The organism is Halomonas sp. AOP5-B2-8 (genome assembly GCF_052376475.1).
Classification (GTDB): domain Bacteria; phylum Pseudomonadota; class Gammaproteobacteria; order Pseudomonadales; family Halomonadaceae; genus Vreelandella; species Vreelandella casei.
The window spans coordinates 40349-54729 of sequence record NZ_JBQSVS010000002.1; the positions used below are offsets into that span (position 1 = coordinate 40349).

The following is a 14381-nucleotide window of genomic DNA, read 5'->3' on the forward strand; positions in this document are numbered from 1 at the left end:
TTACTAGCACGTTACGCGGCGCTTAACGCGCCGCGCGATTGGCCTGTAACGTACGTGTCAATAGCGCCCGCAGCGCAGCTGGTTTAACCGGCTTTAACAGCAGTTGGTAACCCGCCCGTTTGATTTCTTCAGCAACAGCTTCAGTTCGGTCAGCGGTGATCACAATGCCCGGCACGGCTCCTTCAAAGCGCTCGCTAAGCGCCTCCAGTGCCATCAAGCCAGTCACTTCATTATCCAGGTGATAGTCAGCCAGAATAGCATCGGGCTCACCGTCCATATTACGCAGAATGGATTTCGCTCCCCCAATGCTAGTGGCCGTAAATACTTCGCAGCCCCACCCGCTTAGCATGGCCGTCATGCCTTCTAGAATCAGCGTTTCATTGTCGATACACACGATACGCGTACCGTTCAATTTATGGCCACCACGGCGCATTTGAGGCTCTAGATCGGATGCGTTAGCTTCCCGGGCCGCCACTGTTGGCACGCTGACCGAGAAAACTGCACCTTTGCCTACCGTAGAGCGCACTTTGATAGGATGATCCAGCACACGGCTCATGCGATCAGCAATCGAGAGACCTAGCCCCAGCCCCTTTTCGCTTTCTTTATGCCGCGAGACTTGATCCAAGCGACGGAATTCTTGGAAAATTTCGGTCAGTTTAGATTCAGGAATGCCAGGGCCGCTGTCCCACACTTCAATAGAGAGCCAGCCATTTTGGCGGCGACAGCCCAGCAGTACCCGGCCCTCTTGGGTATAACGAATAGCGTTAGATAAGAAGTTTTGTACGATACGCCGCAGCATCTGAGGATCTGAGTCGACCCACAGCTGGGTCGGCACTACTTCTAAATCCAGCCCTCTGTCGTCAGCCATTACCTCAAACTCGGCGCGCAGTGGGCGAAAGATATCCGCCAGCGGGAAGTGATTGCGACGTGGCGTTAAGGCGCCAGCATCTAGTTTAGAGATATCCAGCAGGGTGCTGAGCAGCTCCTCGGCCGCCTGGAGCGAGTTATCGATATGGCCAACGATGCGCTGGGTATCTGGGGTAGTGACATTTTGCATTAGCGCCGATGTAAACAGCCGGGCAGCGTTAAGAGGCTGCAGTAAATCATGGCTGGCCGCGGCGAGAAAGCGCGTTTTAGAGGCGTTGGCATCTTCCGCCAGCTGTTTAGCCTGGCGCAGGGCGAGCTCTGCCTCCGCGCGCACTCGGTTCTCCTGGCGCAGTGCTGCGTTGGCCTCCGAAAGCGCCTGAGTTCGCTCACGAACGCGCTCTTCAAGCGTTTCGTTGGTTTCCTCTAGGGCAATCTCAGCTTGGCGGCGCTCGGTAATATCTTGATAAAGGGCAAAGAAACCCAAAATAGTTTGGCTGTCGCCAAAGTGGGGCGTGTAGGTCACGAGCATATAGCGCATGGCCTCGTTAACGCGCAGCGAGACTTCAAAAATCACGCGCTCTCCGCTTAGTGCGCGGGTAACCCAGGGCGTGCGCTCCTCAGCCTGTTTGACCTGAAGCACGTCCTCAAAACGACGGCCAATGACCGCGTTGCGATCAATATTAAAAGCCTGCTCGTAGGCGCGGTTGGTAAACAGGTAGCGGCACTCTTTGTCGAAATAGGCGATCAGCGCGGGCACGTTGTCGGTATAAATACGAATATTGTTTTCCGAGCGGATCAGCGCCTCTTCGATACGCTTTTGCTGGGTAATATCCTGATAGGTATAAACAAAACCGCCACCCGGCATCGGGTTGCCCTGAACTTCCAGCACGCTGCCGTCCTGGCGATAGCGCACGTAGCGATGGGGCTGGCCTTCGCGAATATTGTCGAGCAGAAGCTGGACATGTTCTTCTGGATCTCCCGGGCCATATTCGCTGTTGTGGGCGTTGTAGCGGAAGATGCGATCAATCGGCGCCCCGACGCGAATGAGATGGTCAGGGAAGCGGAATAGTTCCAGGTAGCGCTGGTTCCAGACCACCAGGCGCAGATTCTGATCGACTACGCTGATGCCCTGGTTGATATTTTCGATAGTGGCTTGCAGCAGCGCTCGGTTGAACTCCAATACCTGTGATGCTTCATCGACAATTGAAATCACGTCCGAAATGCCGATGCCGCGGCCTTGAAGCGCCGAGTTGACCACAATTCGAGCAGATGATGCGCCGAGCACTGAGGCCAGAAAACGCTCGGTAAACTGAATGATATCAATCGATGCGCGGGTGCCGTCATCCAGCGGTTTGCCCGTGCGGCGGGCGTAGTCTTCAAAAGCGCGACCCACTTGGCTGGCGCCTAGAAAACGCTCGCAGAGCACTTTTAAATCGCCCACGGTGGTTGCCCCGGTCCAGGGCCGGTTGACCGAGGTCTGGCGTGTTTCCACGCTATCGACAAACAGTGATGCCTGAATACGCTCAACTACTCGCTGAGAGGTGACCTGGGAGACAAAAATGTAGCAAAACAGGTTAATCCCAAGGGACAGCATCACACCGTGGGTAAAGCTATCGCCCAAATTAAGCCCAAAGAGTGCCGTTGGCGATAGCCAGTTAAGCCCAAGCGGTCCACCTTCAAGCCACAGGGTTGGCAGCACGCCGGCATTGATCATGGCGGGCATTAGCAGGCTATATACCCAGATCGCGAAGCCTGCGTTCATGCCGACGATAACCCCGAACCGATTGCCGCGCTTCCAGTAAAGCCCGCCAATCACTGCGGGTGCAAACTGCGCTGCGGCCGCAAACGACAGCATGCCAATAGAGGCCAGCGAGGTGAACTCAGCAAGCAGCTGGTAAAACCCGTAGGCCATGGCCAGTACAGCGACAATCGTCAGGCGACGAGTGCGCAGCACCAGACGGCCATAGTCGCGTGCTTTGGTATCAAACCAGCGCAGGCGAAAGAGCGCTGGAATGATAATTTCGTTGGAAATCATGATGGATACCGCCACCGCAGCGACAATCACCATGCCCGTTGCAGCAGAAAATCCGCCAATAAAGGTGAGTAGCGTCAGCCACTGGTGTCCTGACGCCACCGACAGCGCCAGGACGTAGGTGTCGGGCTCTACGCCGGTTTCAGAAAATAACAGTAGCCCGGCCGCGGCTAGGGGCACTACAAAAAACGCAATGGCTAGCAGATAAAGTGGAAACAGCCAGCGGGCTTTGGAGGCATCGTCAGGGTGGATGTTTTCCACCACCGCCACGTGAAATTGGCGCGGCAAGCAAAGAATCGCCAGCATGGCGAGTAGTGTTTGCGCCCAGAAGCTTTGGCCAAAGTCCTGATTGGCGAGCTGGCGCTGGAGCTGAAGCTGGCTCTCGGCATGGCCCATTAATTCCCCTAGACCGCCAAACATACCCCAGGTGACAAAGGCACCGAGCACCACGAAAGCCAGCAGCTTGACCAGCGATTCAAATGCGACCGCATGAATTAATCCTTCGTGATGTTCGGTGGCATCAGTGTGCCGGGTGCCGAATAAAATCGCGAAGATAGCCATGACAATGGCGACATAGAACGCCGTATCGCCAAACAACGGCGTATGAGTTACATCGGTGGCGTCGGTGAGTACGCTAAACGTGGTGGAAACCGCTTTCAGCTGTAGAGCAATGTAGGGAAGGGTTCCGACCAGCGCAACGAGACTGGCAAAGGCGGCCAACGATTGAGTTTTGCCGTAGCGGGAGGCAATAAAGTCGGCAATAGACGTAACGTTTTGGTGCTTAGCAACACGGATCATTTTGGCCAGCACGGGCCAGAAAAGTAAAAACGTTAATATGGGCCCAACAAAGATACTGGCGAACGACCAGCCGGCTGTAGCGGCTTGCCCTACGGCACCGTAAAAGGTCCATGAAGTGCAGTAAATCGCCAACGCTAAGCTATAGATAATCGGACGCCGGCGGGTGGCGCCATGCGTGCGCGCTCGGCGGTCACCGTACCATGCTATGCAAAACAAAACGGCAATATAGAGGAACGATACCGCGACCAGTAGCCCGCCGTGAAACATGCTTTTCTCCCGCCAGAGTTTGCGATCCGCTTAACGTGCGCTGCTGATAAAAGGCCTTATTCTAGGCGAAATATCGCGCGCTGTACGATCATTGATACGCAGGTTTGCTGGCGACAGTTAAAGCCTATGTGGCACAGACGTTGAGAAGCAGGGGGGAGCTATCGCGCAACGTGCGTATCTGCTCAAGGATGGGGGCGCGTGTCTCTTTATCGAGTGGGACTAATTCGCGGTTTTCGCAGTTAAGCAGATAAGGCTGGGTGATGATGATGTCCGTGTAATGGCGTTCAAACTGATAAAGGATAAACTCTGCTAAGCGGGCGCCATTTTGCTCGCTGAGACGAATGTTTTCGCTGTCGATCACGCTAAACTTCGTGGTCATGGGGATCGCAAACGTCCATGGGCGCCATACTGCCGTGGAGGTGTCGCTGGAAATCACCGTGGTGGTAGCGGGAAGCTGGGCCTGCTTATGCTCAAACCAGCTGTATTCCACCTGAACCTGATAGCCCAACATCCCCAGCCCGCCAAATACTGGCACTATCCATTTGGGTAGCCGTTTGCCGCTCAGCGTACGCAGTATTAAACCGATCCCTGCGGTCGCCAGGCCCGCAAACACGGCGGCGATCAAATGCCATATCATAAATTATCCTTATTAAAAGACATCGGGCCTCCCTGAGGAAGCCCGATGGTGGGTCGATTCCAAGGCGTGATCACCGCATTACGCTAACACGCCAGGAACGATTATGACTTAGTGATCTATTGCCATGCCAGCACCTTTCGGATAGCGAACGCTTTCCACTAGGTCCTGAATTTCTTGCGGCGGAGCTTTTGTCACGCTAGAGACCGCAAAGGCAACGGCAAAGTTAATCATTGCACCTACTGCACCGAAGGAGAGTGGCGAGATGCCTAGGAACCAGTTGTCAGGCGTGTTTGCCAGCATGTTGGTACCCGAAACAAAGAACCAGCCCAGATAGGTGAAGATATACAGCAGGGTGCTGATTAAGCCTGCCAGCATGCCGGCAATCGCGCCTGAATTGTTCATCCGCTTAGAGAAAATACCCATCATCAGCGCTGGGAACAGCGATGCACCGGCAATACCAAAGGCCAGGGCGACCGTTTGTGCTGCAAACCCAGGCGGGTTGAGCCCCAAATAGGTGGCCAACAATATCGCACCGCCCATTGAAATCCTTGCCGCCAGCATCTCGCCTTTTTCGCTGATTTTTGGGTTGATCATCGTTTTGATCAAATCGTGGCTGATGGCTGAAGAGATGGCCAGTAGCAAGCCCGCCGCGGTAGAAAGCGCCGCTGCGATGCCGCCTGCTGCAATCAAACCGATTACCCAGCCGGGTAGGTTGGCGATTTCAGGGTTAGCGAGTACCAGGATGTCATTATTCACGCTGAGCTCGTTACCTTCCCAACCACGATCGGTGTAGTCAACGGCATCATTGTAAAACTGAATGCGGCCATCGTTGTTGATGTCGTTGTAGGTGATCAGCCCAGTGTCTTCCCAGGTACGGAACCACTCAGGGCGCTCTTCGTATAGGATCGGCGTTTGCGCCGCTTCTTCGTAGTTCTCAACCTGCCCCGCCATCTCTGGATAGACCGTGGTCATCAGATTCAAGCGAGCCATGGAACCTACCGCTGGTGCGGTGAGGTAAAGTAGTGCAATGAAGACTAATGCCCAGCCGGCAGACCAGCGCGCGTCGGCCACTTTAGGCACGGTGAAAAAGCGAATAATAACGTGAGGAAGACCGGCAGTACCGACCATCAGCGACAGAGTGAACAGCACCATGTTGAGCTTGTTATCTACGTCAGCGGTGTAGTCTTGAAAGCCAAGTGCGCTTACGACGCTGTCCAGTTTCTCAAGCAGCGGCACGCCGGATTCGGTATGCGTACTGAACATCCCGAACATCGGAATGGGGTTGCCAGTTAACTGCATGGCAATAAACACCGCAGGGATAGTGTAGGCAACAATCAACACCACGTATTGAGCAACCTGGGTGTAGGTGATGCCTTTCATACCGCCAAATACGGCGTAGAGGAAAACGATTAGCGCGGCAAGCCAGATACCCCAAGTGTTGCTAACTTCCAAAAAGCGAGAGAAGGCAACACCTGCGCCGGTCATTTGACCGATAACGTAAGTAACGGAGGCGATAATCAAACATACAATCGCGACGAGACGCGCGGTATTGCTATAGAAGCGGTCACCGATGAAGTCTGGCACGGTGAACTTACCAAACTTACGCAAATAAGGCGCTAGCAGCATCGCCAGAATCACGTAGCCGCCGGTCCAGCCCATTAAGAAGGTGGAGTTCGCGTAGCCTCCAGAGGCGAGCAAGCCAGCCATAGAGATAAACGACGCCGCTGACATCCAGTCCGCCGCGGTAGCCATCCCGTTGGTGATAGGATGAACGCCGCCGCCGGCCACATAGAAGTCTTTCGTCGAGCCTGCTCGTGCCCAAATCGCGATGCCGATATAAAGGGCAAAGGAAGAGCCGACGAACAGTAAGTTAATTGCAAACTGGCTCATACCGGCTTACTCCCCAAGGCCATATTTTTGATCGAGCTTATTCATCTTCCAGGCATAGAAGAAGATCAGCACGATAAAGGTCAGAATTGAGCCCTGTTGTGCAAACCAGAAGCCTAAGTCAGTTCCGCCAACCGGAATGCCGGCCAGGAGAGGGCGAAAAAGGATAGCGCATCCGTAAGAAACGAATGCCCAAACGGCTAGGCATCCATAAATTAAGCGGACGTTAGCTTTCCAGTATTCAGCAGCATTGCTTTTGTCGTCTGCCATTGTGTTTCTCTCCACTTGTGATTTTTAAGGTTGGGAAAGTTCACGAGAAATAGCGTGTAATCCATCAAGGTAATCGTACGTCGAAAACTACTCAGTTTTAGGGCTGACGAACTGATATTTTTTAGTAAGTCAGCTTATTGTCAAGAAGACAAAGTTGAGTGAGTTAGTAACGTGCGATTACCCTGCATGGCTCAGTGCTAATAGTGGCTAATAAATGCAAAAAAATAAATCCCAGACTTTGGTATCAATGTGTAGCTAGATATCGATGGGTGATGTGCATGTTCTTGAAAATAAGAATTTTTAACCGCTATTTGAGCGAAGTTGGTCGGCGTTCTGAGAGCTATAGGACGATAGTCTAGTAGGTAAGTAAGTGGTGCGTTATTGGCTGCTTTAAATAAATACTTTGTTTTTAGTCTAATGCTGATAGAAACATATCAATACTTTGGTCGCGTCGCTAAAGTCGCTTCGACTTTAGCGTGATAGCTAAAGGTATAACAACCTTCTGCTTGCCTATTGGGAAGTGAATCCTTTATACCCGTATAGCGCGTTTCAAATAATAACAGCGGGTTTTTTATCGCGTAGAAGTAAGGATTGACTACCTCGGGTCAGCGCTGAGCGTTATGCCACGTTTTTTAGCCCACCTTTTAGTTGAATGAGGTCATGCACAATGGTTGAGGTGGACTTATCCCAACTGCCGTTTACGCTTCTTGATGATGAAGGACGTGACCACATTCGCCGTGGCATTGATCTCGCCTATTTTGATCGCGACGAAATTATTTTAGAGACAGGCCAAGTGGGTGAGTTTGTTTTCCTAATCCATAAAGGGGAAGTGGCTGAAATAGATGCCACCCTTCCATCGACTACCTCGCGTATCGGCCACTACACGCCAGGCGATATATTTGGCGCGATCAGTATTTTGAACGGTAAAAGCCGCTATCGCTTTAAGGCCGAGCAGGAGTGCTTTTGCTATTTATTGCCCAAAGCGCTGTTTCAGCAGCTTTGCCATCGCTACCCAGCCTTTAATGACTTCTTTCGTCAATCGTTGACCCACAAGGCGCGCTTGCTGACTGAAAAGCGCGCCGGAGGGGGCGTCGCCATGGCGGGTTTCATGCTGGCTAAGGTCAGCGAGTGCATGCGCGAGCCGCTGCTGGTTGCAGCATCTACCGATATTGCTAGTGCCGTGAAGCAGCTTAACGATAGCCATGCCGACAGCCTACTGGTGGACACCCAGGGTACGCTGGGAATGGTGACCAAAACCGATCTGCTCAATGGCTTGGTACTGGGTAGTTGCGATGTGACATCGCCGCTTAATGAGATTGCCCGCTTCAATTTAGTGACCGTTGAGCCGGGTCAGTACTTGTTTGAAGTATTGGTGCTAATGACACGGTATCAAGTAGCCCGAGTAGTGGTGATGGAAAACAGCGTTTTAACCGGCGTTGTCGAACTTACCGATGTACTTAGCTACTTTTCAAGCCGCAGTTTTGTTGTGAGCCTGCAGGTTGAGCAGGCGACCAGCTTGGCGGCGCTGGCGGCGGCTAGCCAGCGCACTCCAGAGCTTGTTAAGGCGCTCATGGCTCAGGGCGTTAAACTGCGTTTTGCGATGGATCTACTCGCTGCGTTAAACGGCCGCATCATAAGTAAAGCCTGGGAGTTTATCGTCGACGAGCGATATCGTGAGCATAGCTGCATGATGGTGATGGGTAGCGAAGGGCGCGGCGAGCAAGTTCTGAAAACGGATCAAGATAACGGGCTTATTCTTGCTGATGATGTCCAGTGGCCTGATCTTTCAGCCGATATGAAAAGGCTTACTAGCAGCTTGGTTCAGCTCGGTTACCCGACATGTCCCGGCAATATTATGGTGTCTAATGCTGAGTGGGTGGGCACCGTATCGCAGTGGAAAGCCAGTATTGCAAAGTGGGCCCGTGAGCGCGATGGCGATAGCCTGATGAAGCTGGCGATTATGCTTGATACTCACGCCGTCGCGGGCAATCCAAGTCTACTTGAAAGCGTCAGAGAAGAGCTGTTTGCACGTTGTTCAAATGACGAGCTGTTACTGTCCTATTTTGCCCGTACGGCGCTGCGCTTCTCAACGCCCTTGACTCTATTTGGCTCGTTAAAAAAGCCTCAGCACGGTATCGATATTAAAAAGGGCGGTATTTTTCCTATTGTTCACGGTGTGCGCACCATGGCACTTGAGCGGCGTATCAACGCGACCTCGACGCTAGACCGACTTGATGCTTTGGCTTCAGATGGTCGCTTGGATCGTCGCTTTGCTGAGGATCTCGGAGAGGCGCTATCGCTGTTTGCCGAGCTGCGTCTTAAGCAGCAGCTTGATGCGTTAGAAGCGGTGAGTGACCAAAGAACGCTTCACGGAGCTCAAGAGGCAAGCCGAGCTAATCGTGTCGTGGTGCAATCGCTTTCATCACTAGAGCGCGACCTACTGCGTCAGGCGCTGCACATTGTTAAAGACTTTAAACAGCGTCTTTCGCATCGTTATCATTTGGAGTATTCGTGAGTGGAATATGGCTGCTAGACCGGCACGTGGCGCTGTTTAGCGGCTCGCTACGCACGTTGCTGCGTCGTGAAAGCGACCGGAGGCGTTGTGCTGGCTCCCCCTACGCCTGGCTATTTCAACCCTACATGGGAGAAGAGCTGGTGGCGCTCACCTGTTGTGTAACGCCAACAGGGTCATCACCGGTCATTAGCTTGGCGGCTATCGTGTTTAATCAGCAACGGATACTGACCAGCCAGGCCTTTGTGCTGACGTTAGGCACGCCGGGCCAGGCTGATAATGCGTCGCTGCGCCGCCATCGCCTGCTGTGGCAAGCAGGTGAGATAACGGCGCCAAGCAGCGGTAACTTAAGTGCGTTAGTGGAGTTCATCGGTAATCGCCCCGTTGTGGGCTGGCAGTTGGATCAGCGAATTGGAGCGCTCAATGCGCTGCTAAGCGCGCGCCTAAACTTTGAGCTGCCTAATGCCCAGGTCGATGTGGCGAAATTACACCAGCGCCAGCTACGGCGCGTGCATCCTGAGGTTGACGCGCCAAGCAGCTTTGCCCAGGCGCTGGCCTGCTGGCAGGTGCCCGCAATGGGGGCTGCCCAAGGCATATTAGGTGAGGCCACGGCTAGCGCACTGCTGTACATGCGCCTGCAGCGCGTTATGGCAGAGGCTATTTAGACAAGGGCTGGCGCCGAGCGGCGAGGTTGAATGTTGGGTCAATGCAGCGAGTGTTGCTAGAATGGCAGCTGCTTTTCATTTTCAGCATCTTTCACCCTCGGTAGTGCCTATACCATGCAATCTCTTCATCATTTTGATCCTCATCTTTCCTCGGCTCACGTTAATCCTGCGCAGGGCGCCTCAGAGGATTTTGCTGGCGCCAAGAAAAAGCGCGAATTTAACAAACTGCAAAAGCGTTTACGCCGAGAAGTGGGCAATGCGATTATTGATTATCAAATGATCAATGAGGGTGACCGCATAATGGTGTGCCTGTCTGGTGGTAAAGACAGTTACACCATGCTGGAAATTTTGCGCAATTTACAGCGCAGCGCGCCGATCAATTTTTCGCTGATAGCGGTCAACTTAGATCAAAAGCAGCCGGGTTTTCCTGAGCACGTGCTGCCTGCCTATCTGGATAAGCAAGGCGTGGAGTATCACATTGTGGAGCGTGATACCTACTCGGTGGTGAAGGAGAAAACGCCCGAAGGTAAAACCACCTGCGCACTGTGTTCACGCCTACGGCGTGGTTCGCTGTATGGTTTTGCTGAAGAGATTGGGGCCAATAAGATTGCTTTAGGGCATCACCGCGAAGATATTCTTGAGACGCTTTTTCTGAATATGTTTTTCGGCGGCAGCTTGAAGGCAATGCCCCCTAAGCTCCTGTCCGATGACGGTAAAAACATGGTCATTCGGCCGCTGGCCTACTGCAAAGAAGCCGATATTGCTGAATTCTCGCGACTAATGGAATTCCCGATTATCCCCTGCAATCTGTGTGGCTCTCAGCCCAATATGCAGCGCCAAGTGGTCAAAGAAATGCTCGCCGAATGGGATGAGAAATTCCCCGGCCGCCTGGAAAGCATGTTTAAAGCCGTTACCAACATTGCGCCATCACAGTTGGCAGACCGCAGCCTTTTCAATTTCGAAGGCTTAGAGGCCAAGCAAGCGGAGTTGATGGCGGGGCGTATCCAGGCCTTTAACGTTGGCTAGCCTAATTGAATAGCTAGGAGCCGTGCGTGTCACACTATGCGTTATCTGGATATAACACGGTACGCCCTGAGGCTTTGAGCGACGCGTTTCGTCGCCAGCCAGCGGGGCGTTTTTTGGTGCAAGATAGGGGGCCGCTCTCAGTACATGGCGAGGCCAAGGTAGGGCGATTACTGTTTGCCCACGGGGCGGGGGCCGGCCAGCAGTCAGCGTTCATGCAGCAATTTGTCACTTCTTTGGCCCAGCAGGGAGTGCAAGTGCTGTGTATCGACTTTCCGTATATGCAGCAGATGCAAGAGTCGGGTAAGCGCCGACCGCCTCCGCCAATTGCCCAAACACTTGTGCAGTTGACTGAGTGGCATGCATTGCTCAGCCCACTGTCGGCGCTTCCTTTGTGGGTCGGGGGGAAATCAATGGGAGGGCGTGTGGCAACGCTGCTAGCGAGCCAGCAGGCATGTCCTGGGGTCGTGGTGGCTGGCTATCCGTTTCATCCGCCTAAAGCGCCTGACAAGCTTCGACTGGACCACTGGCCAGCCATTGAGTGCCCTTTGCTTGTTTTACAAGGCGAGAGAGATCCGTTCGGCACCCGCAATGACGTCGCAAGCTATGATTTGCCAGCCAATGCCCACCTCGCATGGCTAGAAGATGGCGACCATGATTTCAGGCCTCGCCGCTCTTCTGGCCAAACGCATAAGGTTTTGATTGACGAAGCGACCCAAATTGCGGCATCCTTCGTCCGCGCTTACGGCTAAGGCTTCACAGAAGCAGAGCAGCACGCGGGTTTAAAGCATCGTTTTAAGAACAGTTTTAAACGTAGCATGTTGACATTGAACAAGTCTTCTGTAGAATTCAGCGCCACGTGTCCAGCGGGTGGTTAGCTCAGTTGGTAGAGCACCAGCCTTACAAGCTGGGGGTCACTGGTTCGAACCCAGTACCACCCACCATCTTAGATGGTAAAGATACGTTGTAGGAAAAGCAGTAATAGCGTAATAGTAAGCCAAGTGAAATTAAGTATTGATGTGCATAACGGACCGGTAGTTCAGTCGGTTAGAATGCCGGCCTGTCACGCCGGAGGTCGCGAGTTCGAGTCTCGTCCGGTCCGCCAACATCACATCGCTACCCAGCTTGCATACTGTTTCACTGATGCTGTTGTAACAAAGATGTTCTAGAATAGATGTTGCAGTAAAAGTATGTTATCGCACTTCGGACCGGTAGTTCAGTCGGTTAGAATGCCGGCCTGTCACGCCGGAGGTCGCGAGTTCGAGTCTCGTCCGGTCCGCCACGATAACACTGATGGATAGTAAGCTAGATTAGATAGTCAGCTAGATTGGGTGGTTAGCTCAGTTGGTAGAGCACCAGCCTTACAAGCTGGGGGTCACTGGTTCGAACCCAGTACCACCCACCATTATCGCTAAGATTTAAGAGCGCCTCTGAACCGCTTGCAAATAGTAGCTGTGTAATGGGTATGATAGAAGTGTCTTAACGTGGACCGGTAGTTCAGTCGGTTAGAATGCCGGCCTGTCACGCCGGAGGTCGCGAGTTCGAGTCTCGTCCGGTCCGCCATTAAAGCACTTAAGATGTCGTAATGATGTAAAAGCTATATCGGCATTAGCCGAACAAATTCAAAAAAGCCCGGATCATTGATCCGGGCTTTTTTATTGCGTCTACCCGCTTAGCGGCGCGCGAGTATTAAGCAATGGCGCTAACGGCCGCCTTAGCAATTTGCACATCTTGCTCAGGTTTGACGCCTGAAATGCCGACGGCACCCACTACATGACCATCGACAATAATCGGCACGCCTCCTGAGAGAAGACCTTGCAGCGGCGCAGAAATAAACGCAGTGCGTCCGCCGTTGATCATCTCTTCGAATACCTGTGTCTCTTTACGGCCTAGCGCTGCGCTGCGCGCTTTCTGCGTAGCTACTTCAGCGCTGAAGGGGGCAGCACCATCTAAACGGCGCAGGCCCAGCAGGTGGCCGCCGTCGTCAGTTACCGCGATGGTCACGGGCCAGCTATTGCTATCGGCTTCTTTCTGTGCAGCATCCAGTACGCTAATCACATCGGCTTGGGCAAGAATGGCTTTTGTTTGCATGGTGTAATCCTTTTTAAGGGAGGGAGTGAGTCGCCGCGCTATTAAGTAGCAGCGCGGCGCAGGGGTTAAGTTTTAAAAGCTAAGGGTTAGGGAAGTGCTGCATCGACGATTTCTACCCAGTGGCGCACTGGGGTTCGGTTTGCGCCGGCAAGGTGCGTCTGGCAGCCGATATTGGCCGTGACAATAACGTCCGGCTTGCCTGCCTCAAGTGCATTGAGTTTATTGTCCCTCAGCTGCGTGGCAAGCTCAGGCTGGGTAATAGAATATGTGCCCGCCGACCCACAGCAAAGGTGCCCATCCTGAACAGGCGTTAAAGAGAAACCTAGCTTAGTAAGCACGCCTTCGACCGCTCCATTGAGTTTCTGAGCGTGCTGTAGCGTACACGGGCAGTGAAAGGCCAGCCGCTTTGAGTCGTTAACGTTCAACGCCTCTAGCGGCTCATCGCGCAAGATTTCGACAATATCTTTAGCCAGAGCGCTGACCTTTTCCGCTTTCACCGCGTAGCTGGGGTCATCCTTGAGCATGTAACCATACTCTTTAATAAAGGCGCCGCAGCCACTGGCGGTTTGTACAATAGCTTCGGTGCCTTGTTCAATGTACGGCCACCAGGCGTCGATGTTGGCGCGCATGCGGGTGCGGCCGTCGTCTTGGGCGTTGAGGTGAAAATCCACCGCGCCACAGCAGCCTGCTTCAGAAACAGGCGTTACGCTAATACCTAAACGATCAAGTATGCGCGCGGTAGCGGCATTGGTATTCGGTGACAGCCCCGGCTGTACGCACCCTTCTAGCATTAATACTTGGCGAGCGTGGCTGTGGGCATCGGGGCGAGTACCGGCATCCACGGGGGCCGGAGGCATTTTACTGCGCAGCTTGGCAGGCACCAGCGGTTTAAAGGTTTGCCCAAGCTTCAAGAGCGCTTGAAAGCGTTTAGGATCAACCATCATCTTGCGCAGTACGTAGCGCTGAGCCCGCTCACCGGGCGGGCGGGGTACGCGGCGCTCAATTTCAGCACGCCCAATGTTAAGCAGCTTATGGTACTCCACGCCCGAAGGGCAGGTGGTTTCACAGTTAAGACACGTCAGGCAGCGGTCAAGGTGTAGGCGAGTCTCATCGGTGACCTGGTCGTCATCGTCGCGGCTTTCGAGCAACTCCTTCATTAAATAGATGCGTCCACGCGGGCCGTCGCGCTCATCGCCTAGCAGTTGATACGTTGGGCAAGTGGCGTTGCAAAAGCCGCAGTGAACGCAGGTGCGTAAAATGCGCTCCGCTTCCTGAATATGCGGCTTTTGACGATCGGCATCGGTAAAGTGCGTCTGCATATGTCAGCTCTCC

General features: G+C 53.4%; 10 protein-coding genes and 5 tRNA genes. 9 read left to right on the plus strand and 6 right to left on the minus strand.

The window, feature by feature from the left end; genetic code table 11:
* Positions 1–22: 22 nt before the first annotated feature.
* The 4 genes from ACT3RP_RS04855 to ACT3RP_RS04870 form a co-directional block, all read right to left on the minus strand.
* Complete coding sequence (locus tag ACT3RP_RS04855) at positions 23–3964, minus strand: hybrid sensor histidine kinase/response regulator (protein WP_483393378.1); 3942 nt, start codon at positions 3962–3964, stop codon at positions 23–25.
* Positions 3965–4088: 124 nt separating this feature from the next.
* Entirely contained in the window at positions 4089–4601 is a 513-nt protein-coding gene (locus ACT3RP_RS04860; protein WP_441686292.1) for a hypothetical protein, read from the minus strand.
* 108 nt (positions 4602–4709) lie between these two features.
* Entirely contained in the window at positions 4710–6491 is a 1782-nt protein-coding gene (locus ACT3RP_RS04865) for a sodium:solute symporter family protein (protein ID WP_096278252.1), read from the minus strand.
* 6 nt (positions 6492–6497) lie between these two features.
* Complete coding sequence (locus ACT3RP_RS04870; RefSeq protein WP_096278254.1) at positions 6498–6758, minus strand: DUF4212 domain-containing protein; 261 nt, start codon at positions 6756–6758, stop codon at positions 6498–6500.
* A 667-nt stretch (positions 6759–7425) separates the two neighbouring features.
* Between ACT3RP_RS04870 and ACT3RP_RS04875 the strand changes: the two genes are divergently transcribed.
* The 9 genes from ACT3RP_RS04875 to ACT3RP_RS04915 all read left to right on the plus strand — a co-directional run bounded on the left by ACT3RP_RS04875 (position 7426) and on the right by ACT3RP_RS04915 (position 12521).
* Positions 7426–9273 carry a DUF294 nucleotidyltransferase-like domain-containing protein gene (locus ACT3RP_RS04875; protein ID WP_483393379.1) on the plus strand — a complete coding sequence of 616 codons (1848 nt, stop codon included), beginning with the start codon at positions 7426–7428 and terminating at the stop codon, positions 9271–9273.
* On the plus strand, positions 9270–9935 hold the full coding sequence (locus ACT3RP_RS04880; RefSeq protein WP_255249090.1) for a 3'-5' exonuclease family protein: 666 nt from the start codon (positions 9270–9272) through the stop codon (positions 9933–9935). The genes ACT3RP_RS04875 and ACT3RP_RS04880 overlap by 4 nt, the downstream gene beginning before the upstream one ends.
* A 114-nt stretch (positions 9936–10049) precedes the next feature.
* Positions 10050–10961, plus strand: a complete 912-nt coding sequence (gene ttcA, locus ACT3RP_RS04885) for a tRNA 2-thiocytidine(32) synthetase TtcA (protein ID WP_096278258.1) — start codon at positions 10050–10052, stop codon at positions 10959–10961.
* 26 nt (positions 10962–10987) lie between these two features.
* Positions 10988–11710, plus strand: a complete 723-nt coding sequence (locus ACT3RP_RS04890; protein ID WP_096278260.1) for an alpha/beta fold hydrolase — start codon at positions 10988–10990, stop codon at positions 11708–11710.
* 116 nt (positions 11711–11826) lie between these two features.
* Positions 11827–11902 (plus strand) — tRNA-Val (locus tag ACT3RP_RS04895).
* Between the two features lie 84 nt (positions 11903–11986).
* A tRNA-Asp gene (locus ACT3RP_RS04900) sits at positions 11987–12063 on the plus strand.
* Positions 12064–12163: 100 nt separating this feature from the next.
* Positions 12164–12240: transfer RNA gene (locus ACT3RP_RS04905), tRNA-Asp, on the plus strand.
* A 47-nt stretch (positions 12241–12287) separates the two neighbouring features.
* Positions 12288–12363: transfer RNA gene (locus ACT3RP_RS04910), tRNA-Val, on the plus strand.
* An 81-nt stretch (positions 12364–12444) separates the two neighbouring features.
* Positions 12445–12521, plus strand: a tRNA-Asp gene (locus ACT3RP_RS04915).
* Positions 12522–12647: 126 nt separating this feature from the next.
* Here the strand turns inward: ACT3RP_RS04915 and ACT3RP_RS04920 are convergent.
* On the minus strand, positions 12648–13049 hold the full coding sequence (locus ACT3RP_RS04920; RefSeq protein ID WP_096278263.1) for a heme-binding protein: 402 nt from the start codon (positions 13047–13049) through the stop codon (positions 12648–12650).
* 86 nt (positions 13050–13135) lie between these two features.
* Positions 13136–14368, minus strand: a complete 1233-nt coding sequence (gene glcF, locus ACT3RP_RS04925) for a glycolate oxidase subunit GlcF (protein WP_441686225.1) — start codon at positions 14366–14368, stop codon at positions 13136–13138.
* Between the last annotated feature and the right edge of the window lie 13 nt (positions 14369–14381).

What these genes read in the sequence shown, in the direction of transcription:
- ACT3RP_RS04855 (WP_483393378.1), bottom strand. Translation starts at nt 3,964, where the DNA reads ATGTTTCACGGCGGGCTACTGGTCGCGGTATCGTTCCTCTATATTGCC.
- ACT3RP_RS04860 (WP_441686292.1), bottom strand. Translation starts at nt 4,601, where the DNA reads ATGATATGGCATTTGATCGCCGCCGTGTTTGCGGGCCTGGCGACCGCA.
- ACT3RP_RS04865 (WP_096278252.1), bottom strand. Translation starts at nt 6,491, where the DNA reads ATGAGCCAGTTTGCAATTAACTTACTGTTCGTCGGCTCTTCCTTTGCC.
- ACT3RP_RS04870 (WP_096278254.1), bottom strand. Translation starts at nt 6,758, where the DNA reads ATGGCAGACGACAAAAGCAATGCTGCTGAATACTGGAAAGCTAACGTC.
- ACT3RP_RS04875 (WP_483393379.1), top strand. Translation starts at nt 7,426, where the DNA reads ATGGTTGAGGTGGACTTATCCCAACTGCCGTTTACGCTTCTTGATGAT.
- ttcA (WP_096278258.1), top strand. Translation starts at nt 10,050, where the DNA reads ATGCAATCTCTTCATCATTTTGATCCTCATCTTTCCTCGGCTCACGTT.
- ACT3RP_RS04920 (WP_096278263.1), bottom strand. Translation starts at nt 13,049, where the DNA reads ATGCAAACAAAAGCCATTCTTGCCCAAGCCGATGTGATTAGCGTACTG.
- glcF (WP_441686225.1), bottom strand. Translation starts at nt 14,368, where the DNA reads ATGCAGACGCACTTTACCGATGCCGATCGTCAAAAGCCGCATATTCAG.